Raw genomic sequence first — 24,867 nt, forward strand, 5'->3', positions numbered from 1 at the left:
TCCATCGTCGCTGCAACGGACTTGTGCCGCATCGTCCGATTACCCTTGGGATTCAATAACTGTTTCTCTTATTGACACGCAGCGACCATATCAGTGTGATGGTTGCCTTGCTCATGATCCGCCCCTCCTTAATTGGACTGGAAGATAGACGCAGACAGTTGTCGCCTGCGCTACAGCAATGTCGCAAACAGCGTGCCGCGTGCTTTTGTAGGTAGCGAAGCGATCGGCGGCGCACCGAGTGGCGGTCGTGGGGCGCGGATTCAACCGGTGGATCGCACGAGATCTGCCGCGAAATAAGCCGCTCTCCGCCGGAATAAACCCCGCGCCGTTCTCGTTCATTGACCGTTAAGTCCTTTGGGCAGAACAAGGAGTGCGGTCATGAAGTCTCTACTCGCTCTATTCGGCGTCGTTGCATGCGGCGCGGCCGTCGCGACTCTGATGTCATGCGGCGGCGGTGGCGGCAGTGGCTCGAGTTCGAGCAGCGCGAGCCCACCCGTCCAGTCGTCATTCGCAGCGACGGCCCTCGTATCCGATGGCGCGGTGCCCGCTGCACACACCGACGCCAATCTGAAAAACCCTTGGGGCGTGGCCTTCAATCCCAAAGGTTTCGTCTGGGTCGCGGACAACGGCACCAACGTCGCGACGCTCTATGACGGCAATGGCGTGCCGCAATCGCTGGTCGTCACGATACCCGACGGCAAGAACGGCTCCGCATCGCCCACGGGCATCGTTTTCAATGGAACACAAAGCTTCCGCGTCACGGAAAACGGCAAGTCTGGAGTCGCTGCGTTCATCTTCACGGGCGAAGGCGGCACCATCACCGCCTGGGCGCCCGCCGTAGGGCCGACCAATGCGTTCGTCATGTACGACGACGGTACGGGCGGCGCCGTCTACAAGGGTCTCGCGCTCGCCGCGATGAACAACGGCAACTTCCTTTACGCGACGGACTTCCATAACAACAAGATCGACGTCTTCGATACCTCGTTCACGAAGGTCGCGATGTCCGGCGCCTTCACGGACCCGGCGATTCCAGCCGGCTTCGCGCCGTTCGGCATTCAGGCGATCGGCTCGAATCTGTTCGTCACCTACGCGATGCAAGACGCAGCCAAACACGACGATGTCCCGGGCGCGGGGCTCGGCATGGTCGATGTGTACGATACCGCGGGCAACCTGAAGCAACGCTTCGCGACAGGCGGTCCGTTGAACGCGCCGTGGGGCATTGCGCAAGCGCCCGGGAACTTCGGCTCGATGAGCGGCGCAATACTGATCGGCAATTTCGGCGATGGCATGATCAATGCGTTCAACGCGTCGAGCGGTCAGTCGATGGGACAGATCAGTGGGCCGAACGGCAGTCCGATCGTCGAGCAGGGCGTGTGGGGCATCGCATTCGGCAACGATCTCAGCAATCAGCCTTCCAGCACGCTCTTCTTCGCGGCGGGGCCGAATGACGAAGCCGATGGCGTCTACGGAAGAATCGATCTGAATACGACGTCGAGCTCAGGTACGAACACGGGTACGAACACCGGCACAAGCGCGGGCGGCGGGATGAGCATTGGAATGTAGCGCTAAGCGCGCCGTTGAGAAGCGCCGCTCTTGATGCGAGAGCGGCGGTACTACGACGAGTACATCCGCCAGTGGGACGCGTTGCTCAACGATATTGTTTATGCGGGGCGATGTGCGCCTGAGCAGTGCGTGTGATGATCATCAGATCCACGCGTGGTTGAGCACCAGACCTGGCCGACGCCCGTCTTATACTCGACCCGCGAGAGCGGGATCGATCTCGTTGTTTGTCAGGCCGAATTCCGCCATGCGAGCACGATGATCTGGTGAGCCCAGATATGAACGAAGGGCTTTGTTTACCGCCTGGATCAGATCGCTGTTACTTCTATTGAACGAGAATGCCCCGAGCGGAGGCTTCTGCTGCTTGCCGTTCGTTCCCGGTTCGTGCTCGATAGCCTCGAGCATTGAGCCTCCGATCCGGTTCGCAATGATCCGATTCCCCAAGGCCGTGCTCGCATACGCATCGACGGCGCCAGAGAGAACCGCTTCGACAGCGTCGGCCTGATGCTCGAAGACGACTATTTGGTCCTCGCTTACGCCAGACGCTTTCGCTGAGTCGTGCTGTACCTGTCCGGCTATGATGCCAAGGCGCGCATCAGCGCGTTTGGCAAGCGACACGTAGCTGTCGAGCGCTTTCGGGTTTCCAGTCCGAACCAGAAAACCGTCTGCGATCCCCCATACCGGGACGCTGAACGCGACCATATTGGCGCGTTCGCGTGTGACGAACAGCGGAACGTTCATATCCCACCTGCCTGCTTCAACGCCGGGCAGGAGTTCACTAAACGACGTCGGATGATGCTCGATCCGGGTTACGCCGATCGCCCGAAGAACCGCGTCGGCCAGATCGATGTCAGCGCCCGTGGGGGTACTATCTGCTTCCGTCCAACCGAACGGGGGTTCTTCGATGTACGCAATCGTTACCTTCATCGCCGTGTCTCGCCAATTGGGAACGGCCATTAAATGCCGGGCCGAATGTTGACGATTCTACTTACATGCGCGGTTGTCGTTGCGGCGGCTCTCTCTGAAACGAACGCGGTTATGCCTGGATTGGGTGTCGGTCTTATGGACGTTGGTTGGATTTCGCGGCATCGCCACGGAAACGCACCCACGTCTTCCGGTCAATCCATGGTCACAACCTTGTCACGCACTGCCTCAAGCGAACCGGCAGTTGCTCAAGGAAAGATTTTTCGCGCTCACCACAATATTCGCGCTCCTGAAACGTCTTCAGGCGCATGGAACCGCCACCCACCTCGCACCCGATGACCGACCGAGACAGCCACATCACCGCGACCGTGGTGCGTGAGCGCACGAGGCTCGTCAATTTTATCCGGCGTCGAATACGCGACCCGGACGACGCCGAAGACATCCTGCAGGATGTGTTCCACGAATTCGTGCAGGCTTACCGGCTTCCCGCTCCGATCGAACAGGCGAGCGCGTGGCTTTTCCGTGCCGCGCGCAATCGCATCATCGATCGTTTTCGCAAGAAGAAGGAGCAACCGCTGACCGATCTGTCTGAGGCCGAGGACGAGACCACCGGTGAGTATCGCCTCGACCTCGCCCTGCCGGCGCACGATGCAGGCCCCGAAGCGCTTTACGCTCGCGCTGTATTGCTCAAGGCCTTGCAGGATGCGCTCGATGAGTTGCCGCCGAATCAACGTGAAGTATTTATCGCGCACGAGTTGGAGGGGCGGCCCTTCAAAGACATGGCGGCGGAAAGCGGTGTCACGCTCAATACGCTGCTCGCGCGCAAACGCTACGCGGTCTTGCATCTGCGCGCCCGACTGCAGGCCATTTATGACGAACTGGATATATAGAGGAGTCGAGGGATGAAGTTTCGAATCAGATGTGTGGGCAAAGCGCTGCTGGTGGTGGTCGCCGTAGGCGTGCTCGGATGGGTGGTCATGACGCTATGGAATTGGGTGATTCCGGCGCTATTCGTTGGCGCCCGTGCGATCGACTTCGCGCACGCGTTGGGCTTGCTGGTTTTGAGCCGCATCCTGTTTGGCGGATTCCGCGGACACGGCGGCTGGCGCGAACGGCGTCACTGGCGCAAATGGGAAGCGATGACGCCCGAAGAACGGGAGCATTTCCAGACGGCATGGCGATCGGGCCGCGACCGGCGCGCGGGAGATTGACCATGCGCGAGAAATCAACGGGCGACTGCAAACAGAAGCCGGGCGTGATTGCGCCAGTCGTCGACCTGAAACGTTGCGAAGGCAAGGGCGATTGCCTGGAGGTCTGCCCTGAGAATGTGTTTGAGATCCGGCGCATCGATGACGTCGATTATCTCAGCCTCGATTTGATGCACCGCCTCAAGCTACGCGTGCATGGAATGAAAGTCGCCTACACACCGAACGCGTACGCCTGCCGGTCGTGCGGTCTTTGTGTGACGGCGTGCCCTGAACGCGCGATCAAGCTCGTCAGAACGGCATAGCGTTACGCGTTTTAAGAAAAGCGCAGGCCGCCTGGCGCAGTGGTCAGTATTATCGATCTCCTCAAGGAGCGCACATGGCTTCATCAACCACGGATCTTCTGCGACAGCTTCACGAACAGAGCCAGACAGAAGTGATAGCCCGCGCACAGGCGCAATTTCAGGGATCGAGCGAGGAGTTTCTGAGTCTCGCGGAGGAATACGAAACGCTCGTACCTCGACTCCGTGGACGGTTTCTCGAAACGCTCGGGCTATCGAGCGAAGATTTCGAATCCTCGCAAGGCACTGCTCTATCGTTAGCCGTGTCAGCGGAAACGGGACGGTTCTTACGCAACATGGTGCTTTCGCACAAGCCGGCTCGAATCCTCGAGCTCGGCAGTTCCTGCGGCGTGTCCACGCTGTATTTCGCCGAGGCCCTTCGCACGTTAGGCAGTGGGACGGTTGTAGCGACTGAACTCGATGCCGTTAAGTGCGCACAACTTCGGGCCCACGTCAGAACGGCGGGCGTAGACGCTTATGTTGACCTGCGGGAGGGCGACGTCTTCCAGACCGTTTCCGAACTGGACGGCACTTTCGACATGGTGTTTATCGACGTCTGGGCCAACACCTATCTGAATCTGTTCAAGCAGATTGAGCGCCTGCTACGCCCGGGATCTATCGTTCTCGCCGACAACATGTACACCGCCGAGGATGCCGTTCGGCCATACAAGCACTACCTCGACGACGATCCGCGCTTTTCGACCACGACGCTGGACTTTGAATCAGGGGTCGAATTTACAGTCGTCGTGTCATAGGCTGACGAAGAGTGGACGCCGTCCAGAATCCGGTTCATGTGCCATTCAATCTGGGTTGCGAGCGGAGCAGCTTATGCGTTGCGGGCTCCGCGATGGTGTGCGGCGCATGACTCTCGAAGAACTCGTGCGTGAGTTACTTGACCACGATCGGACTCATTTGCTTGAACTCGAAGAACTTGATGACGAAGAGAGGACGACCGATATGAAGAACGACCCGCCCGTCATTTTCATTCACGGCTTCATCGGAACCTTGGACGCATGGCAATACGAACCCAAGCACGCCTCCCCCGATTTGCTCGGCTATGGAAAGCATCGGTCCGTCCCGTTCGAGCAGATTTCCTTACTCGCGCAAGTCGAGCATATTCGCGGGTTCGTTGACGCACGCTTCGGAGCAAGACGTGTTGATGTCGTTGGTCACTCGATCGGCGGATCGATCGCGATGCTGTTTGCACACGCATATCCAGGATACGTCCGCCGGATTGTCAATGTTGAAGGCAACTTCACGTTGGACGCCCCCCGCCGACCTACGCATTCCCACGCAGGGCCCCCGGGGCCGCAGGCGGCGTATCAGCCATCCGACCTGCTGCGGCGCCGGCTGTCCGGCGTGACCGGGTCGTCGAGCGCGTCGACGAGCGTGCGCCGCCCTACGTCGAGGATTTCGTCGGCGAAGGCCGGATCGGCGCCTACGATCGCACGCGACAGCACGAGCGCCCCGACCATCTGACTGAACGCTGCAATCGCATCGCGACGGGTTTGTTCCGTCGTCGCGCCTTCCGTGGCGATCATGGCTGCAAGCCGGTCGAGATACGCGGCGAGGCCGCGCGCGTAGGACGCACGCGCCGCGTCGGTCATCCGCGCAGCGTCGCCAGCGAAGCCGGACAGCGGGCACCCTGCTGCGACGTTGTCGCGGTGCGAGGCGGACAGGTAGCGTGCCGCCTGCTTCCCCAGGCTGCCGCCGTTTGGCGAATCCGCGTAGTCTTGCATCGCCTTTTCCATGACCGCGGTGACCAGCGCATCCTTCGACTTGAAGTGGTTGTAGAAACCGCCCTGGGTAAAACCGGCTTCCTTCATCAACTCCGTCAGCCCCACGGCATCGATTCCGCGTACCCGGAAAAGCCGCTCGGCGGCCGCGACGATCGCGCTGCGGTTCTCGGCGGCCTGCTGTCGTGACACCCCCATCGATCTCTCCCTTATACAAGCGATCGCGTCGATTGAAAAACACAATGTCGATCACCATTGACATGCCGTAATTACGTCGACACAATGCGCCGTAAGACGATGGTGATCGACATTGAGATGAGTGTAGCCGACTTTCGCGCACAACGCGAAGCAACGCCGGCGTGGCACGGATGGCAGTCCAGGTTCATCGCGGTTCTTTGATGCCGGCGGGCGGCGGACGTTGGCGCCGTTCGGCGGCGCAACGGTTCAGTACGCAAGGGCAGGTTTGTTTTCTCCGGATTTCACGCGCGCTGCGAACCGGCGCCCATGCGATTCGTCATGCGAAAGGATGAGATATGAAGATCGAAGGTGCTGTTGTTTTCGTGACGGGTGCGAACCGCGGGCTTGGCCTTGAGTTCGCGAAGCAGGCGCTCGAAAGAGGAGCGCGCAAGGTCTATGCGGGCGCGCGCGATCCGGCCAGCGTAACGCTGCCGGGCGTCGTGCCCGTGAAGCTTGACGTGACCGATCCGGCGGCCGTGGCCGCTGCCGCCGACGCGGCGGGCGACGTCACGCTTCTGATCAACAACGCGGGCATCGCGCGGCTCGGCAGTCTGACGGACGACGGCGCGCTCGACGCGTTACGCGATCACTTCGACACTAACGTGTTCGGGATGCTGTCGATGTCGCAGGCGTTCGCGGGCAACCTTGCCGGCAACGGCGGCGGCGCGATCCTGAACGTACTGTCTGTTGCGAGCTGGATAAACCGGCCGATTCTCGCGGCTTATGGCGTGTCGAAGTCGGCCGCGTGGGCGGTGACCAACGGCCTGCGTCACTCGCTGCGCGAGCAGCACACGCAGGTGGTCGGGCTGCATGCCGGTTTTATCGATACGGATCTGACGCGCGGGCTGGAAGTGCCGAAGGCGACGCCCGCCGACGTCGTGCGTCAGGCATACGACGCGATCGAGGCAGGGGCGGAGGAAGTGTCCACCGACGAGTTCACGCGGCAGGTGAAGGCCGGGTTGTCGGCAGGCGTCTATCTCGACGCTCCGGCGCCGCACTGAAGGCGCCGGAGCGCCCGCTCGTCGCGCGCGGGCAATCTGGACGGAAAAGCAGGTCGCGGGCTGGAAGGAGGTGACCTCTGCGGTTCACGCAGCCGGCGGTCTGATCGTCTCCCAGCTCTGGCACGTCGGGCGAGTCTCCGATCCCATCTTCCACGCCGCCGATATGCGCCGAGACTAGCCGGTAGTGGCCGCGCGCTGCCCCATGCATGAGGGACCGTTTCCCGTGGCACGTAAAGCGGCGATCTGCGGCAGGCGACCCGGAGCGCCCAGCCATCGCTACAAAAAGCGGACGCATGACGCACGCGATCAAACTGGAGTTGCTCCAATGCAGCTATCCGTGTGCGTATTTCAAGTACCCGCAGCACGGATTGCCCGCACGGCCTGTTAGCGTCCCGGGCTCACTCGGCTGGTGGCAAGGAACCCTCAACCGCGGACCGCCGCAGTAACCACAATGAGAGCCGAGAAGATCAGCGCCGGGGCGAGATGCCGGAACGGTTCCCGATTTCGTAGCAACGTGAAGAGCGCACCGATCATGATCGCACCGGCCAGCGTTAGGCCTAAGACTCTGGTTTGTCGTCCAGCAAGAAGTGCCGCACTCAACAACTCGAGAGCGCCACAGAGCCACTGAAACCATGCCGGATAACCCCAGCGTGCGAAGTCGCGCTTCACCGCGCCGGGTCTTGCGAGATTGACCATCCCAGCAACCGCGAACAGAACCGCTACGATCGTCGCGAGGATCGATTCTAAAGACGCACTGTTCCACACCATCGTCATGCTCCGTTGATTTGCTGAAAGTGTTTTTGTGCAGAGAGGTCCGCAATCAGGCCGGGGCCATGGGGCTCCCACGCAAGAACTCGGCGGGCATGCTGGCCGCTTACTGTCTGGTCGAGCGCCAGTGCGTCGGCGAACAGTCCAAGCGATTTGCGAGCATCGTCGAGCGACCAGAGTTCGACGCGATCGGCGCCGACCGAGGCCCGAATCGCTTCACCCATTTCGGCAACGGCAACGGCATCTTCCGCGACCACGTTGAAGATCTGTCCCGTGACCCGACCGTCCCCGCTTGCCGCCTGCTCCACAGCGCTCAGGTAAGCCGTGGCGAGATCGTCGACGTGAACGGCAGGCCAGTGGTCGCGACCATCGCCGACGACCCTCACACTGCCGGTCTGACGGACCATCCCGGCAAGCATGCCGAAGACGCCACCGCCGTAGCCGTGCACCATCGCCGGCCTGAGAATCACCGCGGCAATCGAGCGGCTCGCCGCTAGCGCCCGCACATGTTGCTCCACTGCGGGCCGCCAGGCGATGAGTGGTGTCGGGTTCAGCGCCGAAGCTTCAGTCGCGGGCTCCCCCTCCGTATTACCGTAGACCCAGGTGCCCGACGTATAGACAAACGCCGCGCCCGGCTGCAAATGGGAAAGCATCGCTACAGCCGCAGCCTCATCAACGGCACCGGCGGAAGCATCATTGGTCGACGCCATGTGCACCACGCCCTCGGCGGCACCGGCAGTCGCAGCGAAAGACTGTGGCTCGCGCAGGTCGCCGGAATGCAGTTTCACGCCGAGATCTGCCAGCGCGCTGGCAGCAGCCGACCTGTCCTGGCGCACCAGCGCCGTCACCTGATGGCCGCGGCTGATTGCCTTGCGCGCGACCGCTTGCCCGATGTAGCCAGTACCACCTGTAATGAACAGTTCCATAGCGTTCTCCTCGATGATTGCCTGCGAAGTTGATAAGTCACACGAACGAGACTTACCGGTCTCGTTTTGACAAATCTAAACGAGACTGACCAGTCTTGTCAACTACTCGGCGATCTGTTATTTATCTGGGATGAACACACCCTCTCTCCCCGACCTGAGCCCGCTGCAACGCCGTAAGCGGTCCGCCATCCTCGAAGGCGCGAGAACCGTTTTTTTAAGCCAAGGTTTCGGCCTGGCAACAATGGACGATGTCGCCGCGGCCGCTGGCGTCGGCAAACAGACGGTCTACCGCCACTTCAAGTCGAAGGAGGCGCTCTTCGTTGGTCTGGTGAGTTCGATGTGCGCTCAGGTGGGTGGACTTCTTGCCGGGGCTCAGGACGAGCAATCCGATGGATCACCCGAAGTCGAGTTGCACGAGTTGGGGTGGTTGCTGGCACGAAGCCTTATCGTGCCGGATTACCTGCGGCTTTACCGGGCCATCGTCGCTGAGGCCGAGCGTCTTCCGGAACTCGGCCAGGTTTTTTACGAAAATGGCGCAAAGGTCGTGCGTGCCTTCGCGGCAAAAATTCTGCGAAAGCGATTTGACGAATCGACTGCTGTATTGCGGGCAGCGACATTCGTTCAGTTGGTGCTAGGCGACGCGTATCTGGAACTGTCAATTGGCTACACGGTGCCCGATGTTGAAGCGCGCTTTGCGCTGCAGATTGACGAGGCCGTGGCGGCTGCACTTCGCTAAAATGGGCCAACCCTGTCGGTTTTCCGCGTAGCGACCCTCCACATCAGTTCATTTTGACGCCGCAACCAGACTAAGCGCGTATGCTGGGGGTACCACCTTCTCACGCAACGCATCAGGAGCAACACCATGGCCAAGAGTCAATTACGCAGCACTCGCGAAGCGAAAAAGCCCAAGCAACCCGCGAAGCCGTCAGTGCCGGCAAAGCCGTTCAGCACGGTTCGTTCGCGGGTGGCGAACGAAGGTGTCGCCAAGAAGAAGACGTAAATCGGTTGGCCGCGGACACGCGGCACAGCGATCACATGCAACCTGTAACGTTCACCGCAGTAAATTGATATCTCCACATTGAAGGCGCAAACCGCTTCGGGAGGTGCATCATGATCCATCACCACTCGGACCCCACTTTTCGTGGGCTTCCGCTCACGGCCGAGCAAGACTCGGAAATTCGTCATTACCTGAACAGGAAGGCCAAGCTGGGCAAGCCATGGAATACTCCCGAGCTGCGCGGGATGCTTGAGGACATGCTGCTGCCGCCAAGTACCGAAGACGACAGCGAGAGCGATATTCCGGGCGACGCGTCGAGCGCCGCTGAGCGCGCAGCCGCGTTCGTCGATCAGGACATGGAACCAATCGAGGCGTATGAGGAATTGCATGCCGCGATGGAAGCCGAAAGCATGAAAGGCGATCCGCACTAGCGGGAGCGCTCCGCGCGGGTAGTGAGCGTGCAACCCGGTCCATCCAAGGCGTAGAACGAAGGACGACACATGGCACTCAGTTTTTCCAACCCCAGCCGCAGCTATGATGGGATCAGGCATGGCGTGTGGTTCTGGGGATACGACAAAGCACGCGAGATTACCTTCTTTGTGGAAGACCGCGTACTGAAGCATTTCGACTCCGCCCTCGGTACTGACGAAGCCGAGGTGCTGGCCTCCTTCGACCGGAATCGCAATGAGATCCTGAAGGTCGCCATGACCCTCTATGCCGAGGGGCCGCAGACTCTCTACACGCTGCACTAAAGCTTCATCCGGTCACCCATGCTGAATGAGTTGATCCGGTTCAGGCGATCAACGCGTTTTCATACGGGCTCGATCCGTTGCTGCCGGTCGACGGCTTCCGCATCCTGAGGCTGTTTTTGATGCACTCTGGCCAGTCGCCGGGGCGATCGCTGACGGCTTCTCGACCGAAGTCGACTCTTGATATCAGGACCGGCAAGGCAGTTATAAGTCTCCTTTGCCTGCCTGCATTTGTGCATCCACGACCTGGAAGGTCGGGATGCAGGACACCTTGCACTTTAGAGGCCCTACCATTGGTAGCGCACGCCGAGATCGCCCGCGACGCCACTACGGCGGACATTGCTGTCTCCACTCACGGCGAACTGGTAGCCGAACTGTCCGTAAAGGTTCAGCCGCTCCTTGAGCCTGGCGGTGACACCGCCGGCGAGCTCCAGTCGCGTGGCCTGCACATTCAGCGGCACCCGGTCATTGGCGAAGGTCGTGGTGGCCTGGGCATTGAAATCCCGCCACAGGTTGGCACGCACATACGGCTGCCACACCGCTCCCTGGCTGCCTTCGATGGTCCACTTCCCGCGCACGCCGAGGCGGCCACTCGCGCCCGAAGTGGAGCCGAGGGAGACGTCACCCAGACCATCGTTCGCGTCGGAGAACGACACGTGCTGCCAGATGATCTGCGCCTGCGGCTCCAGCTCGAAACCCGGGCCGAGCGGCAGCGGGATCGGATAGCCCCCCTCGAGTGATGTCGCGAAGCCCGTACCCCGGACCGGCAGATTCGCAAACTGAGTGGTCGCGGAGCCGTCGTAGTGCGTACCCTGCACAACCGCATCGACATACCAGCCACTGGGGCCGTAGTGAGTCCAGTAGCCTCCGCCTGTATATGCATTCAGATGCATTGAGCCGGTGTGCTCCAGCGTGTATCCGGTTGCCGCTGCGTTGGTGACCAGGCCATCGACATCTGCACTGCCGTAGCCGTATGCAAAGTAGACGCCTGCAGCGTCGCGATGACCGGGCCAGACGCTTCCACGCCATACGTCGAGACCGGTCTGCACGCCTCCGACTCCGCCGCTCACGCGCGGATCGGCGTAAGCCTCGTAGCGGTTGTCGATCTGGCCGCCGAACACGCGTCCCCAGGCGGAGCTTGCCCAGCCCGAGCCGCCCGCGCCGCCGCTCTCCGTCGTGAGCGTGTCGCCGATGCGCTCATGGAGCGTCCCGAGCATCTCGACACCCATCTGCCGGGCGACCGGTTGAACTACGCCATAGGTGGCCAGTTCCGGCCCGATGATCGGGTAGACGCCTGGCGGCAGCGGATCCGGTGGGGGCTCGGTGCCAGGTCCAGTTCCCGGTTCCTCTTCGCCTCCCTCCGGCGGGGGCGGCACGACGAACGACGAGCGCAGAAACCAGTCCTCGGGATTGCTGCTGTTGACGCCACCGCGAAACAAACGATAGTCTTCGGCGCCACCGCGCGCCTCGCCGACGAGCGCAAAGGCGTCCGACGCCGTGGTGCCGCCGTTGGTTGTCTCGACGACGAGAATGCCGTTCCCCGTCGTCAATCCACCGGAGCCGCCTGCGTTCGTGATACGTACGGCTGTAGGATCGGCGCTGCCGCCGTTGATGATGAGTCTGTCCGACGGCGAGCCATCCAGACCGAGGAACGTGCGCAGCGCGAGCGTGCCGCCGGCACCCACGAAATTTTTGACAGTCATCGCACCGAATTGCCCTGCCGCGAGCCCGAAGCCCGGCTCAACCGTTCCCGCATTGGTGACGGTGTTCAAGTCCGTTCCTGTACCGCCCAGGGTTCCGTTCGCCTCCACATTGACCGGCGACTGCAACGAGCCGGTCAGATTGAGCACGCCATTGCGAACGTTGGTCGGACCAGTAAAGGTGTTCTGGCCGGATAACGTGAGCACGCCGTTGCCGGCCTTGGCCAGTGCCCCGCTTCCGGAGAGCACGCCGGACCATGTCGCGCCCATGCCGTTGGTGTCGATGGTCGACGTCGTGCCTCCGACCAGCGTTGCGTTGACGCCTGCGCTCAGCGCCGAACCCACCACCTGTATCGTTCCTCCACCGAGATTGAATGCATAGGTGCCACCCAGATTGTTGAAGTCGCCGAACAGCGAACTTCCGCCAATCTGCAGTGTGCCGCCCGACAGGTTATACGTGCCGTTGCCGGCCGCCGCGAGGAACAGTCTCGACGCGCTGCCGATCGCAAGGGTACCGCCGGTCTGGTTGATCGTACCGGTGCCCTGGCTACCCGAGGACACGACGTTCGAGCCGATGAACAGCGTCCCGTTAGCCACGTTGAAGGTGCCGCCGCTCAGGTTGAGCGTGCCGCTGCTCGGGTTGCCTTGCGTATTGCGGCCGAGCGTCATGAAGTCGGTGGTGCTGTTGCCGAATGCGACCGTTCCGCCCGCCAGGTTGTAGATGCCCGTACCGCCCTGGTTGCCGATGTTCAGCGACACCGGTGTGCCCGGCATACCGAAGACGACGTTGCCCGCGGTCTGCGTCACCGTGCCCGTGCCGCCGAAGTCGCCGACCTGGAGCGCGGAGTTGAACGTGAGCGTGCCGCCGCTCACGTTCAACGTGCCAGACGACGTCGATCCGGGGACCTGCGTCGCGAGGGAATTGCCGAGGCCCAGCGAAAGATAGTCGATCGCGGCGCTGCCGCTGGAGACCGCTAGTCCACCGCCCACTACAAAAGCCGAGCCGCCCTGAATCCGCGCACCGTTGATCGTGAACGTCCCTGCGCCAGTCTTGACGAAGATGCCGTGCAGCGCGTCGCTCGCCGTGCCGGCATTGATGATCGTGCCGGAGAAACTGGTGCTCGTGTTATCGGTGCCAACCACCAGTATGTTCGTGCCGTCGATCACGGTGCCGCTGCCCGACAGGTTCGGCAGCGGCACGACACCCGTCGCGACCCCCGGAATCGGAGTGCTTGTGACGCCCGAAATATCGAAGGTGCCGTTGTTTAACATCCCGCTGGTCAAATTGATGCTGCCGCTTCCCGTCAGCGCCAGCGTGCCGGCAGAGATGGTCGTCATGCCGGTATAGGTATTCGCATTGGTCAGCGTGAGCACGCCGTTGCCGGCCTTGGCCAGTGCCCCGCTTCCGGAGAGCACGCCGGACCATGTCGCGCCCATGCCGTTGGTGTCGATGGTCGACGTCGTGCCTCCGACCAGCGTTGCGTTGACGCCTGCGCTCAGCGCCGAACCCACCACCTGTATCGTTCCTCCACCGAGATTGAATGCATAGGTGCCACCCAGATTGTTGAAGTCGCCGAACAGCGAACTTCCGCCAATCTGCAGTGTGCCGCCCGACAGGTTATACGTGCCGTTGCCGGCCGCCGCGAGGAACAGTCTCGACGCGCTGCCGATTGCAAGGGTACCGCCGGTCTGGTTGATCGTACCGGTGCCCTGGCTACCCGTGGACGTGACGTTCGAGCCGATGAACAGCGTCCCATCAGCCACGTCGAAGGTGCCGCCGCTCAGATTGAGCGTGCCGCTGCTCGGGTTGCCTTGCGTATTGCGGCCGAGCGTCATGAAGTCGGTGGTGCTGTTGCCGAATGTGACCGTTCCGCCCGCCAGGTTGTAGGTGCCCGTACCGCCCTGGTTGCCGATGTTCAGCGACACCGGCGTGCCCGGCATACCGAAGACGACGTTGCCCGCGGTCTGCGTCACCGTGCCCGTGCCGCCGAAGTCGCCGACCTGGAGCGCGGAGTTGAACGTGAGCGTGCCGCCGCTCACGTTCAACATGCCAGACGACGTCGATCCGGGAAGAGTTGGGGCATTGCCGAGGCCCAGCGAAAGATAGTCGATGGCGGCGTCGCTGCTCGTCGCCGCCAGTCCACCGCCAATCACGAATGCGGAGCCCCCCCGGATCCTTGCGCCGTCGATCGTCAGTGTTCCGCCGCCCGTTTTGACAAACTGGCCTTGTTGCGACGTTGGATCGCTCGCAACGCCAGCATTGTTGATCGTGCCGGAGAAGCTGGTGCTCGTGTTATCGGTGCCAACAAACAGGACGTTGTTGGCGGGGGTGTCGATCGTTTCGCTCCCGGAGAGATTGGGTCGTTCAGTCACCGTCTGCTGCGCCAATGCCGGCACGGGTGCCAGGCCCATGAGCCATATGGCATGGAGGATGCAGAAAGAGTTGAGTTGCTGATGGCGCGTCGTCAGCGGAATCGTCAATCGACCGCGCGCGCCACCGGCCAACGTGCTTAACGATGCGCGATGAATCGTTCTTGCCGCCACGACGACCCTCCGTTACCTGCCGGTGGAAGTTTGCCAAGTCACGCGAGCTTGACTTCGGGAGACCGACCCATCGACGTTGACTTTGGAAAGCATCTCCCCGAACAGTCGTTGCCTTACTGGTTGTGCGCACGCGATTGAGTTGTTGCCAAGTTCTGCTAAGGGTAGGTAGGCAGATTGATTTGTCAAGAATTAACCTGGAAGGCTTCGATTGCGGTCCTGTCATGCGAGTTACCAACGGCTCGCCACCCGAGAAAAGCGCCTGAGCATATCGTCGTGTCCCGATTGGATCTCCGCTTTCCAGATTGTCACTGACGTTTGACTGTCCCGGCGATGCTTCCGGTGAGCGGCTCCTCGTGGCCGAGCGCAGCCGTTTACCAACCGCGCGACAACCCGGTGATACTTCGGCATCCACACAGTCAGATCGCGCCCGCCTCAGTTAGAGATGCCTCGGACCCGCCGCGATGCCTCCCGCATCCGTTGGGACTTCTGCTTTCCCAACCATTGCAGCGATTCGCGCACGACCTCGGGCGGAACCTCATTGAATGACGCGCTGCGAATCAGCGCCTCGCTTGCGGCAATGTCGTTGAACTGCCCCAGCTTGTTCTGCACGGATGTCAATTCCTTGATGGTGCGACCGTGTCCGCCTTTGATAACGGGTTGAAAAAACTCCAGCAGGTACCTCAGTTTTTTGCCTGCCTTTCGAACGTCGTGAAGATCCTGCTCGTGGGTGTCCTCGCTGCGTGCAGCGCGTCTGCTTCGCTTTTGAAGTGCACGCTGTGCTAGACGGACACGCTTCTCGGCGAACGCCTGAATGGGTAGATTGTCGCAACGCGACAGCAGTGTGGTTTGCGCGCGAAGCGTGACATCGTTCAGAAACGCCTCGACATCGTCGCTTTTGATCATCGTCTGGCTATGCACCACCGCCTGCGCGCGCTTCTCGCGCGCCGCGGCCACCAGCAGTTCGATCGAGGCGCCGGACTCCTTGGCGGCTCTCAGCAGATCGCCTGCTATGTCCCAGTCACGGGTTCGGCCTGCCACGGCCGCAAGACGCTTGAATTCTTCGGTGGCTTGCGCGGTCGATTCCTCTCCGAGGTATGGAGAGTACGCCCAGTACAAAGCCCGAAGCTTTCTGAAAGCGACGCGAAGCTGATGAAACCCTTCTGCATCGCTCTGCGTGGATAGCTCTCTTGCCCATTGCACGGCTTCGGCCACCACTGGCGCCGCCAGCGATGAGAAGGTACTGGCGATGGAACTCGTTTTTGAAAGTGATGAACCGGCCGTCCGGCGGTTGACTTTGAAGAGAGTGTTTGGCCGTGGCAAGGACCAGTCACCATCCATATCCATTGCAGCCTCGAGTCGGATAGAAAATTCATTTGCCGAGACCTTACCATGGCGACCCTCGAGCGCCGAGATTGTGACGCGTTGATGACATACTTTAAGCAGCCGCGCGTCCGCTGTCCTCGCTTCGAAACATTACCGGCTTCTGCTGTTCTGTATTAGGATGCTCAACTATGTCTGGCAACGCCCGATACGCCGCCGTGTGGTGCGCGTCTTGAGAGCATCTGGGGCATAAGTGGGAGTTCGGTTTGAAGAAACGCGCCACCGTGATCTGTCGCAGAGGTAAGCGAATCCTTCTGGTCGCACGTAGTCAAGCAAAGTGGGCTTTACCGGGCGGGATCCTCAAGCGTGGAGAACATCGCACGGACGCCGCACTTCGGGAACTCAAGGAAGAAACTCAACTATCCGGCAAGTCGGCCAAGCATCTCTTCGACTTCCGTGGCAAGCAGAAGCACCATCACGTGTTTTCCTGCGAAATCCCGAATCGGGCCAAAGCGCGCCCGAGTAACGAAATATCCAGATGTCGCTGGGTTCACATGGACGAGATCCGTCGCCTCATGACCAGCGGGCCGACGACCGATATCGTGAAGCTCATGTATCAGCGGCGCAGGAAGTAGCCCAGACCTTCAACTGATACCCCGGCGCCCGGATTGCACTGCCAGGAACTAAACAAGCGAGGCCGGCGCACCAGCCTCGCTCAAAATTTCGAAAGCCCGAATAACTACGCCGCGAACTTGAGCGCCTGTGCGAAATCCGTAATCAGGTCGTCGATATCCTCGATGCCCGCGGACAGCCGCAGCATGCCGTCTGAAATACCCATCGCCTTGCGCGTTTCCGGCCCGGCTTCGAAAAAGATCGTCGGCGCGACGGGAATGATCAGCGTGCGCGTGTCGCCGAGACCGGTCGCCTTGACCGGCAGCTTGAGCGCGTTGACGACTTCGACCATGCGATCCACGTTGAGTAATTCGAACGACAACAGCCACGACGCGCCCTTGAACAGCGTCTGTGCGATCTCGTATTGCGGATGGCTCTTCAGGCCAGGATAGAACACGTTGCCGATCGCTTCGTGCCCTTCGAGAAACTGCGCGAGCGCGAGCGCATTGTCGCTGCTTTGCTTCACGCGCAAGGCGAGCGTTTCCGCGCCCATCGCGATCGAGTGCGCCTGCTCGGACGACAATGCCGCGCCCATGTCTCGCAGGCCTTTCTTGCGGATCTGCAGCAGCCCTTGATCCTTTGCCGCCGAACGCCGATAGTCGTCGGCGATGTTCGGATACGCGCTCCAGTCGAACAGACCGGTATCCGTCACCGCGCCGCCGAGGGCCGCGCCATGACCCGCGATAGTCTTCGTCAGCGAGTTGATGACGAGGCTCGCGCCGACCGCCTTTGGCTTGAACAATGCGGGCGAGGTAATCGTGTTATCGACGAAGTACACGATGCCGCGCTCACGGCACACGTCACCGATACCTTGCAGGTCGGGAATCTGCGTGCCCGGATTCGCGATGGTTTCGACGAACACCATGCGCGTATTCGGCCGGATTGCGTTCTTCACGTCGTCGACGTTGCACGCGTCGACGGTCGTGACTTCGACGCCGAGCGCCCGCAACGTGCCGAACAGACTGTTGGTGTTGCCGAACACGTAACGGCTCGACACGAGATGATCGCCCGCGCGCAGCAGCGTCAGGAACGTCGCGGTGATGCCGGCCATGCCTGTGCTGAAGCAGACCGTGCCGACGCCTTCTTCGAGGCTGGTGATCTTGCGCTCGAGCGCGGCCGTGGTGGGCGTGCCCTGCCGTGCGTAATTGAAGCCGCCTTTCTTCGTGCCCTGGAACACGCCGATCAGGTCCTCGACGCGCTCGAAACCATATTGCACGGACGTATGAACTGGCTGACGCAAGGCACCGTGCTCGGTGCCCGCAATTCTGTCGCCGTGAACGATGCCAGTGGTGAAACCTTGCTTGTCCATTCCTTCTCCGCTTTTTTAGATCGATTGCTTCCAACCGATTATCACCTGTAACCGCTCGCCGGCGAAGTCCTTGGCGTCCCGTCCGGCGGCGCGGGACACCCCGAATGGGCAAAACCCGCTCCGCGATGTCGCGCTGCGGGGTTGACTAGCCTCGCTGGCACGAACAGGCTCTAAGTCTTCATCGACCAGCACGGGAGCGAACGTGGCCGACCCTGATCATCCTGGTAGCAAGCCGAGGACGGCGCACATCATCGCCGCGCAGGCGAGCCCGTGCGACGAGCTCGTCATCCGCACGCAGCCAATCACGACCGGCCGCCCGTGCCAGCGCAAGCGCCTCGCGCTGGCCGCGACGATCGGTGGTTCGAGCATGGCGTTCATCGATGGCTCCGTCGTCAACGTCGCGCTGCCGGCCATTCAGAGCGAACTCGGCGCGAGCGTCGCGGCGATGCAGTGGGTCGTCAACGCGTATCTGCTGTTTCTCGGCTCCCTCGTGCTGGTCGGCGGATCGATGGGCGACAAGCTCGGCCGGCGTACGGTGTTCATCGCGGGCGTCGCGCTTTTCACGCTGGCGTCGGCCGCTTGCGGGTTTGCACCGAATACGTTTGCGCTGGTCGCCGCGCGCGCGGTTCAAGGCATCGGCGCGTCACTGCTGGTACCCAGCAGTCTCGCGATCATCGGCGCAGTGTTCGACGACGCAGCGCGCGGACGGGCAATCGGGACCTGGGCGGGCGTCGGCGCGATCACCTCGGCCGTGGGGCCGGTGGCAGGCGGCTGGCTCGTCGACGCGTGGTCGTGGCGCGCGATCTTCTTCCTGAACGTCCCGCTCGCGGCGCTGACGATCGCGCTCGCCATATCGGCGGTGCCCAACAGCCACGGGGCCGATGCGCCTGGACAGCTCGACTGGCCCGGCGCACTGAGCGCAGCCACGGGCCTCGCCGCGCTGACGCTCGGCCTGACCGAAGCATCGGCGCGTGGCTTCGCGCATCCGCTCGTATTCTGTGCGATTGGCGCCGGCGTGCTGATGCTCGCCGCATTCGTGACCATTGAGGCGCGCAGCCCCAACCCGATGATGCCGCTCGACCTGTTTCGCTCGCGCGACTTCGCCGGCGCCAACCTCGTCACACTGCTGCTTTACTTCGGCCTTGGCGGCACGTTCTTTTTCCTGCCGTTCACGTTGATCCGCGCGCATGGCTACACCGCGACCGAAGCGGGGGCGGCGCTGTTGCCGGTGCCTTTCATCATCGGTTTGCTCTCGCGCTTCACTGGCGGTCTGACTAGCCGCTTCGGTTCGCGCACGCTGCTGACCGTTGGCCCGGGCGTCGCCGGCGTCGGGTTCACGTTGCTGGGGCTGCCGTTCGTGCGCGGCAGCTATTGGGCTGAATTCTTCCCTGCGCTCGTCGTGCTTGGGCTCGGCATGACGATCACCGTCGCGCCGCTTACCACGACCGTGATGGGCGCGGTGCCGAGCGACCGCACAGGCGTGGCGTCCGGCATCAATAACGCCGTTGCGCGCGTGGCGGGCCTGCTGGCGATTGCGGTGCTCGGCATCGTATTCGTGTGGTCGCACCACGCGGCGCTATCGGCGCGCCTCGACGAACTGCATGTGCCGCAAGATACGGGCCAGATCGGACAATTGCTGGCGCCGGTCGAGCAAGCGGGAGGGGCGGCGGGTGACTCGCATACGCCGCGCGAGACATCCGTGGCGCGCGCGCAAGCCGATGCGATGACCGACGCGCTGCGGGCCGTCGCGCTCGTCTGCGCCGCGTGTGCGTTCGCCGGAGCGGGGCTTGCGATGGCCACCATCCAGCCGCTGAAACGGCCGGCGGTGGCGCGCCCGGAGTGAGATACGAAACTCAGTGGTGAACAGGCCGCACCGGGGACCCCGTCGGCCGGATCACCGCGGCCGCTCGCGCCTCGATTCTTGCCGCCGACGAAGTCGGTTGATGTGGCGCGCTGTCGTACCCGTTCATTTGTTCATCGATGACGAAATCCGCGACTCTCATCGCGTCCATCGCGTTGCCGTCCACGTCGTTCCACTCGCGAATCGCGCGATTGACCTTGGTTAGCGCGGTGACAGCAAGCAGTATGGCGTCGGTCTCGGTGATCTTGCCTTCGAGATCGTCTACGAGGTAGTCCGCAACACGTAGAGCCGCGCCGATCAGATTGCTGTCGTCGCTCAAGTCCGTCAGTACCGCATGAACCACTGCGAGGCAAGCATCTTTGCGTGCAAGTGCGATGTCTGTCATGAGGTTCTCCAGAGTCCAGGTGCAAACACAATTTATTCCGGGTGCTCCCTGCATGTCGAATGCGCCCCCCGCGAAGCCGCCACCGCGTTGCCTTTACCAGCGCTGGTGGACGTGCGGCGCGATATGGCGCTGATACACATCCCGGACCCGTTGCATTACCTCGTCGGACAGCGGCGCGAGGCTCGCGGCCGAGACGTTCGACGCCGCCTGGGCCGCGATTTTACTGCCCGGGATGATGACGGAGACGGCATCCTCCATCAGGATCCAGCGCAGAGCCAGCTGCGCCATGGAGGCGTTCACGGGTACCAGGCCGCGCAGTTCATCGACCGCTTGCAACGCGACGTCGTAGGGTACGCCGGAGAACGTTTCGCCGACGTCGAACGCCTCGCCATGCCGATTGAATGCACGATGGTCGTCTGATGCAAAAGTCGAATCCGCGGACATCTTGCCCGTGAGCATGCCGCTGGCCAGAGGCACTCGCGCGATGACTGCAACGTCTTTCTTTTGCGCTTGCCTGAAGAACAGATCGGATGGACGCTGACGGAACATGTTGTAGATGATCTGCACCGAAACCACGTTCGGATATTCGATCGCCTTCAGCGCTTCTTCCACCTTTTCGACCGACACGCCGTAGTAGCGGATCTTGCCGGCGGCGACGAAGTCGTCCATTGCGTCGAACACCTCGGGACGGTAGTAAACCTCCGTCGGCGGGCAATGCAGCTGGACCAGGTCGAGCGTGTCGACGCCGAGATTCGAGCGACTCCGGTCGATGAAAGCTTCGAGCTCGCGCTTGTTCAGATAGCCGCTGGTCACATGCGGGTCGAGTCGGCGCCCGAGCTTGGTGGCGACAATCGGACGTTCGCCGCCTCGTTGCCGCAGCACGTCGCGGATGATCCGTTCGGAGCGACCGTCGCCGTAGACATCGGCCGTGTCGATGAACGTGACACCGTTATCGAGCGCGGCATTCAGCGCGGCCTTGGCGTCATCTTCCGCAACACTGCCCCACGAGCCGCCGATCGCCCATGCCCCAAAACCGATTTCCGACACATTCCAGCCGGTACGACCAAATTTTCTCGTCGAAAGCGTCATTTCGATGCTCATCCTCTGTTTTTTTGCGAAGTTGCGTCGCAGGTGGTTCATGACCCTTGCGGGAGCGCCGGCGACCTTTGTACATAGTGTAGCAAGCGGGCAGGGCCGTTGAAGTGGGGTATGCGTCCGGGCGGAATCGATGATCGCCCGCGCGATGCGATGAAGTATGATTTCCACGGCATCGAAGCGGCTGCTCCGACAACAGGACGTGAAACCCGGATGAAGGTGGCGTAATGACAACCAACGCAGGTTCTGACGGCATCGCGAACGACGGGCTCGGCGTCACGCGCACGAGTGCACGGATTCCGGCCATCGCACCATCGCGAACCGCGCTTGTCGTCATGCACTACCAGACCGACATTCTCGGACTCTTTCCGTCGGTCGCGCCCGCCTTGCTCGCCAATACGCGCAGCTTATGCGACGCGGCCCGGGCCAAAGGCGTCAGCGTCTATTTCGCCAACCTCAGGTTCAGTCCGGGCTATCCGGAAGTCAGCCCGTTGAACAGGAACGGGCAGGGAATCAAAAGTCTCGGCCTCTTCCTCGCAGACCGGATCGCGCCAGAGTTGGGCCAGCAGGCCAACGAACCGCTCGTCATCGCGCATCGTGCGAGCGTGTTCTTCGGCACCGATCTGGAGGCGAAGCTTTCCGGGCAAGGTATCGATTCGCTGATCATGGTCGGCATCGCGTCGACCGGCGTCGTGCTCTCCTCGGTCGCGTACGCCAGCGACGCGGACTTCCGCCTGTATACGGTGAAGGATTGCTGTTACGACCCGGACCAGGTGGTCCACGAGCATCTGTTTTCTACCGCATTCGATTCACGCACAACGGTGCTGTCACTGGCGGACGCGTTACTGCTGCTCGCGTAGACCAATATCGCCAGCTCGATTACGTCTTTGCCCGGCGTTCCGTTGGTTTCGCTACGAACAGACCCCGCTATCGCACCAGCGCTTTCGGGCCGCCCGGCGTGACCGCGTAACCGTCGGTGCATGCCGTATTCGGCGATCACGATGAGTTACTCGCCACATCGGCATATGATTTGCTGGCTGATACTGGAAGAGAAACCAACCGGATGACATAACGTGGCGTCGAAAACAACGGGCATCGCCCCGCTCCAGATGTTCGAAAGCGTCGTCATCCGGTTGTACGACGGCGGCGTCCTGTCGCCGGCCGTGCTCGAACGTGTGATCGGCGCCTTCGCGCAAGCGGATGTCGACTGGCAAGACACGGTGGAGGGCCGCTCCGTCGACGGTCGTTCACTGCACGAAATCGTCGCGCTGACGATGCTGCCGGGACAACCTGTCCGATCGGCATCGGCATCGTTCATGACTGTGATCGAACACATCGCGGGCGTCGCGCCGGATACGGACGAGAAAGCAGCACAGCCAAAAACCGCGCGACGCAAAAAAACCGCGCCGCCCGTGGATGAAACGGACGCGGAGTCGGAGTCCGAATCGCAAGAACTGCTTGCGCAATTGTCGGGCGACGGACGATCCAGCAAGCGCCGCCGCGCGACTGAACAGGATCGGCCGGCGGGTTCGCGCGGCTATAACCCGTTCGTCAACGCACGGCCTCCGCGTTCGAAGAAGCCGTGACGCTGGTTGCCTTCGTCGACAGGAACGGTCGTTGGCCCAACCCGATTCCCCCCTGCCGTACACTATCCGCTGGCCGCATCGCCCGCTGCCCGCCAGCTCCAACCCATGCCCACTCCACTCAGTCCCGCCAACTGGCTAACCGCCCGCCGCGATGCCGAAACCGGCATCGAGAGCCTGCGCGCGCATTTCGGCGGCCACGCCTACGATCCGCACGATCACGACGACATGTTGATCGGCTATACCGAGCAGGGCGTGCAACGCTTCCAGTGTCATCGGTCGTTGCACACGAGCGTGCCGGGCCGCGCGATCCTGATCGAGCCCGGCGCGCTGCACGACGGTCACGCGCCAGAGGCGGCCGGCTTCACCTACGCGATGCTGTATCTGCCGCAAGCCTGGGTCGAGCGCGCGGCGCGGCGGCTCGATCTGCCGGGACTGGCCGGCGTCGAGGCGGCGTTCGGCCATACGCTGGTCGACGACCGTGCGCTCGTCGATGCGATCGGCCAGGCCTTCGCCGCGATCCACGGCAACGAGGGCCGGCTCGCGCGCGACCAGACGCTCGATCGTCTGCTGCTGCAACTCGGCGCCCAGCTACGCGATGCGCCGCTGACCGGCGACCCCGCCGCGTCACCTGCGATCACGCGGGTGCGCGATCTGTTGCACGAACACATGGACGGCAATCTCGGGCTCGACGAACTCGCCGAAGTTGCCGGCATCGACCGGTTCAGGTTGACACGTCTGTTTCAGCGCGCATTCGGCACCTCGCCGCACGCGTATCTGGTGCGCTTGCGCCTGCGCGCCGCGCGGCGCCTGCTCGCGACCGGCCGCACGCCCGCGCAGGTCGCCGCCGAAGTCGGCTTCGCGGATCAGAGCCATCTCGGCCGCTGGTTTCGTCGGGCGTACCGCGTGACGCCGGCGGCGTACCGACAGATGTGCACAAACGTTCCAGACTGATCGCGCGGCATCGTCGATCATGAGCGGCTCAACGAGGAGTCGTCATGTTCGATACCAAAGTGGCGCTGATCGTGCGCAGTGATCTCGCGGTCTGGCAGAAGCTCAATGTGGTCGCGTTTCTCGCGACCGGTGTCGCGGCCGCGGCGCCCGATGCGCTGGGCGAACCCTACGAGGATGCCGCCGGGCACCGCTACGGCCGCATGCTCGGCCAGCCGATGATGGTGTTCGCCGCCGACCGGTTCGGTCTGCAGGGCGTGCATCGGCAGGCGCTGTCGCGCGAGCTCGGAATCGTGCCGTATGTGCACGCGATGTTTTCGACGGGGCATGACGCGGCGAATCGCGCAGTCTTTCGCGCCGAGGACGCGGCGAATCTGGATCTCGTCGGTCTCGCACTGCACGGACCGAAGAAAGCCGTCGATAAGGCCGTGAAAGGTTTGGCCTTGCACGAATGAGTCAACGAGTGCGCGAGCCGCTCGATTGTCGACGGTACTCGCGCCGAACTCTAAAAGAAAAACGTTTGCCGCGCCGGACGCGAATTGCGTTTAAACAAAAAAGGCTCATTCGGCGAATGCACGGGGCATATCCAAAGGGCATAGATCAGAAAGGCACAAGTAACGCACCCCCTCAATAGCGGATCGTGCCGCCATCGTGGCAATGCGATTGCAAGTCGTTGTCGAGAAACGAATTGTCGGCGATTGCACCCGCGTGCTCGCCAACTCGTTTCAAATGGTTCTTTGCAAAAACGGCTTTCTACAGCACGGACATGCTCGCAAGAAATCCTTGCATATACGTTTCATCCTGAATTTGAACTCAGTCAGAATTGAACGTGTTGATGTTACACTGCAAGCCGCTGGAGCCATTCTGGCAAAGGGCTTTGGTGTTTCCAGCTCAACTGTGGTTTGAAACGCGTCCACGACTTGTCGCCGGTGTCGTGCGTGCGGCAGCCATTCACTGGACTTCTCCAACACCCTGCTGCGTTCCCGGATTCCTCAGGTACTAA

General features: G+C 61.9%; 26 protein-coding genes and 3 pseudogenes. 20 read left to right on the forward strand and 9 right to left on the reverse strand.

Annotation, left to right across the window (positions count from 1 at the left end; translation table 11 throughout):
- Positions 1-378: 378 nt before the first annotated feature.
- Positions 379-1,563, forward strand: coding sequence for a TIGR03118 family protein (locus tag HDG34_RS17660; protein WP_184061493.1), 1,185 nt, complete (start codon positions 379-381; stop codon positions 1,561-1,563).
- A 186-nt stretch (positions 1,564-1,749) separates the two neighbouring features.
- Here HDG34_RS17660 and HDG34_RS17665 read toward each other — a convergent pair whose 3' ends face one another.
- A complete protein-coding gene (locus HDG34_RS17665) occupies positions 1,750-2,487 on the reverse strand; it encodes a transporter substrate-binding domain-containing protein (protein ID WP_184061494.1) in 738 nt (245 codons plus the stop codon).
- 305 nt (positions 2,488-2,792) lie between these two features.
- On the opposite strand from HDG34_RS17665, the gene HDG34_RS17670 reads away from it, so the two are divergent.
- From HDG34_RS17670 to HDG34_RS17690, 6 genes and pseudogenes are all read left to right on the forward strand, one after another.
- Complete coding sequence (locus HDG34_RS17670; protein ID WP_184061495.1) at positions 2,793-3,374, forward strand: RNA polymerase sigma factor; 582 nt, start codon at positions 2,793-2,795, stop codon at positions 3,372-3,374.
- 12 nt (positions 3,375-3,386) lie between these two features.
- On the forward strand, positions 3,387-3,695 hold the full coding sequence (locus HDG34_RS17675) for a hypothetical protein (protein WP_184061496.1): 309 nt from the start codon (positions 3,387-3,389) through the stop codon (positions 3,693-3,695).
- Between the two features lie 2 nt (positions 3,696-3,697).
- Positions 3,698-3,994: a 4Fe-4S dicluster domain-containing protein gene (locus HDG34_RS17680; RefSeq protein WP_184061497.1), complete on the forward strand. Its 297-nt coding sequence runs from the start codon at positions 3,698-3,700 to the stop codon at positions 3,992-3,994.
- A gap of 74 nt (positions 3,995-4,068) precedes the next feature.
- Positions 4,069-4,785, forward strand: a complete 717-nt coding sequence (locus HDG34_RS17685) for an O-methyltransferase (RefSeq protein ID WP_184061498.1) — start codon at positions 4,069-4,071, stop codon at positions 4,783-4,785.
- 61 nt (positions 4,786-4,846) lie between these two features.
- Positions 4,847-4,963, forward strand: a pseudogene (locus HDG34_RS39205) (DinB family protein); the annotation flags it as partial.
- A gap of 24 nt (positions 4,964-4,987) precedes the next feature.
- Positions 4,988-5,296 (forward strand): annotated as a pseudogene (locus HDG34_RS17690) (alpha/beta fold hydrolase); the annotation flags it as partial.
- Positions 5,297-5,352: 56 nt separating this feature from the next.
- Here the strand turns inward: HDG34_RS17690 and HDG34_RS17695 are convergent.
- Positions 5,353-5,964 carry a TetR/AcrR family transcriptional regulator gene (locus HDG34_RS17695; RefSeq protein ID WP_184061671.1) on the reverse strand — a complete coding sequence of 204 codons (612 nt, stop codon included), beginning with the start codon at positions 5,962-5,964 and terminating at the stop codon, positions 5,353-5,355.
- Between the two features lie 335 nt (positions 5,965-6,299).
- Between HDG34_RS17695 and HDG34_RS17700 the strand changes: the two genes are divergently transcribed.
- On the forward strand, positions 6,300-7,004 hold the full coding sequence (locus tag HDG34_RS17700; protein ID WP_184004977.1) for an SDR family oxidoreductase: 705 nt from the start codon (positions 6,300-6,302) through the stop codon (positions 7,002-7,004).
- Positions 7,003-7,170: pseudogene (locus HDG34_RS17705) on the forward strand (hypothetical protein); the annotation flags it as partial. The gene HDG34_RS17700 and the pseudogene HDG34_RS17705, both read left to right, overlap by 2 nt.
- A gap of 257 nt (positions 7,171-7,427) precedes the next feature.
- Here HDG34_RS17705 and HDG34_RS17710 read toward each other — a convergent pair.
- Together HDG34_RS17710 and HDG34_RS17715 are read right to left on the reverse strand one after the other, a co-directional pair.
- The gene (locus HDG34_RS17710) at positions 7,428-7,772 is read right to left on the reverse strand and encodes a DoxX family protein (protein WP_184061499.1); all 345 of its coding nucleotides are present in this window, start codon (positions 7,770-7,772) and stop codon (positions 7,428-7,430) included.
- 2 nt (positions 7,773-7,774) lie between these two features.
- Positions 7,775-8,698 carry an NAD-dependent epimerase/dehydratase family protein gene (locus tag HDG34_RS17715; RefSeq protein WP_184061500.1) on the reverse strand — a complete coding sequence of 308 codons (924 nt, stop codon included), beginning with the start codon at positions 8,696-8,698 and terminating at the stop codon, positions 7,775-7,777.
- Between the two features lie 130 nt (positions 8,699-8,828).
- On the opposite strand from HDG34_RS17715, the gene HDG34_RS17720 reads away from it, so the two are divergent.
- From HDG34_RS17720 to HDG34_RS17735, 4 genes are all read left to right on the forward strand, one after another.
- A complete protein-coding gene (locus HDG34_RS17720) occupies positions 8,829-9,434 on the forward strand; it encodes a TetR/AcrR family transcriptional regulator (RefSeq protein ID WP_184061501.1) in 606 nt (201 codons plus the stop codon).
- 126 nt (positions 9,435-9,560) lie between these two features.
- Positions 9,561-9,698 (forward strand): hypothetical protein, encoded by a 138-nt coding sequence (locus tag HDG34_RS17725; protein WP_184061502.1) that lies wholly within the window; start codon positions 9,561-9,563, stop codon positions 9,696-9,698.
- Between the two features lie 110 nt (positions 9,699-9,808).
- The gene (locus HDG34_RS17730) at positions 9,809-10,126 is read left to right on the forward strand and encodes a hypothetical protein (protein WP_090807765.1); all 318 of its coding nucleotides are present in this window, start codon (positions 9,809-9,811) and stop codon (positions 10,124-10,126) included.
- 69 nt (positions 10,127-10,195) lie between these two features.
- Positions 10,196-10,447, forward strand: a complete 252-nt coding sequence (locus HDG34_RS17735; protein ID WP_018425166.1) for a DUF1488 domain-containing protein — start codon at positions 10,196-10,198, stop codon at positions 10,445-10,447.
- 284 nt (positions 10,448-10,731) lie between these two features.
- On the opposite strand, the gene HDG34_RS17740 is transcribed toward HDG34_RS17735, so the two are convergent.
- Positions 10,732-14,688: an autotransporter outer membrane beta-barrel domain-containing protein gene (locus HDG34_RS17740; RefSeq protein WP_184061503.1), complete on the reverse strand. Its 3,957-nt coding sequence runs from the start codon at positions 14,686-14,688 to the stop codon at positions 10,732-10,734.
- A gap of 432 nt (positions 14,689-15,120) precedes the next feature.
- Entirely contained in the window at positions 15,121-16,032 is a 912-nt protein-coding gene (locus HDG34_RS17745) for a CHAD domain-containing protein (RefSeq protein ID WP_184061504.1), read from the reverse strand.
- Positions 16,033-16,274: 242 nt separating this feature from the next.
- Between HDG34_RS17745 and HDG34_RS17750 the strand changes: the two genes are divergently transcribed.
- On the forward strand, positions 16,275-16,643 hold the full coding sequence (locus HDG34_RS17750) for an NUDIX hydrolase (protein WP_090807757.1): 369 nt from the start codon (positions 16,275-16,277) through the stop codon (positions 16,641-16,643).
- 104 nt (positions 16,644-16,747) lie between these two features.
- Here the strand turns inward: HDG34_RS17750 and HDG34_RS17755 are convergent, their stop codons facing one another.
- Positions 16,748-17,989, reverse strand: a complete 1,242-nt coding sequence (locus tag HDG34_RS17755) for a cystathionine gamma-synthase family protein (protein ID WP_184061505.1) — start codon at positions 17,987-17,989, stop codon at positions 16,748-16,750.
- Between the two features lie 202 nt (positions 17,990-18,191).
- Here HDG34_RS17755 and HDG34_RS17760 point away from each other — a divergent pair, with 202 nt between their 5' ends.
- On the forward strand, positions 18,192-19,832 hold the full coding sequence (locus HDG34_RS17760; protein WP_184061506.1) for an MFS transporter: 1,641 nt from the start codon (positions 18,192-18,194) through the stop codon (positions 19,830-19,832).
- Between the two features lie 10 nt (positions 19,833-19,842).
- Here the strand turns inward: HDG34_RS17760 and HDG34_RS17765 are convergent, their stop codons facing one another.
- Entirely contained in the window at positions 19,843-20,235 is a 393-nt protein-coding gene (locus HDG34_RS17765; protein WP_184005010.1) for a hypothetical protein, read from the reverse strand.
- Positions 20,236-20,328: 93 nt separating this feature from the next.
- A complete protein-coding gene (locus HDG34_RS17770) occupies positions 20,329-21,324 on the reverse strand; it encodes an aldo/keto reductase (protein ID WP_184061672.1) in 996 nt (331 codons plus the stop codon).
- Between the two features lie 233 nt (positions 21,325-21,557).
- On the opposite strand from HDG34_RS17770, the gene HDG34_RS17775 reads away from it, so the two are divergent.
- From HDG34_RS17775 to HDG34_RS17795, 5 genes are all read left to right on the forward strand, one after another.
- Positions 21,558-22,190, forward strand: a complete 633-nt coding sequence (locus HDG34_RS17775; protein WP_184061507.1) for an isochorismatase family cysteine hydrolase — start codon at positions 21,558-21,560, stop codon at positions 22,188-22,190.
- Between the two features lie 213 nt (positions 22,191-22,403).
- The gene (locus HDG34_RS17780) at positions 22,404-22,916 is read left to right on the forward strand and encodes a hypothetical protein (RefSeq protein WP_409259415.1); all 513 of its coding nucleotides are present in this window, start codon (positions 22,404-22,406) and stop codon (positions 22,914-22,916) included.
- Positions 22,917-23,021: 105 nt separating this feature from the next.
- Positions 23,022-23,867, forward strand: coding sequence for an AraC family transcriptional regulator (locus HDG34_RS17785; protein ID WP_184061508.1), 846 nt, complete (start codon positions 23,022-23,024; stop codon positions 23,865-23,867).
- A 44-nt stretch (positions 23,868-23,911) separates the two neighbouring features.
- Positions 23,912-24,319 carry a DUF2000 domain-containing protein gene (locus HDG34_RS17790; protein ID WP_184061509.1) on the forward strand — a complete coding sequence of 136 codons (408 nt, stop codon included), beginning with the start codon at positions 23,912-23,914 and terminating at the stop codon, positions 24,317-24,319.
- Between the two features lie 208 nt (positions 24,320-24,527).
- Positions 24,528-24,770, forward strand: a complete 243-nt coding sequence (locus HDG34_RS17795) for a hypothetical protein (RefSeq protein WP_184061510.1) — start codon at positions 24,528-24,530, stop codon at positions 24,768-24,770.
- The last annotated feature ends 97 nt before the right edge of the window (positions 24,771-24,867 follow it).

It is taken from the genome of Paraburkholderia sp. HC6.4b, assembly GCF_014200875.1.
GTDB classification, from domain to species: Bacteria; Pseudomonadota; Gammaproteobacteria; order Burkholderiales; family Burkholderiaceae; genus Paraburkholderia; species Paraburkholderia tuberum.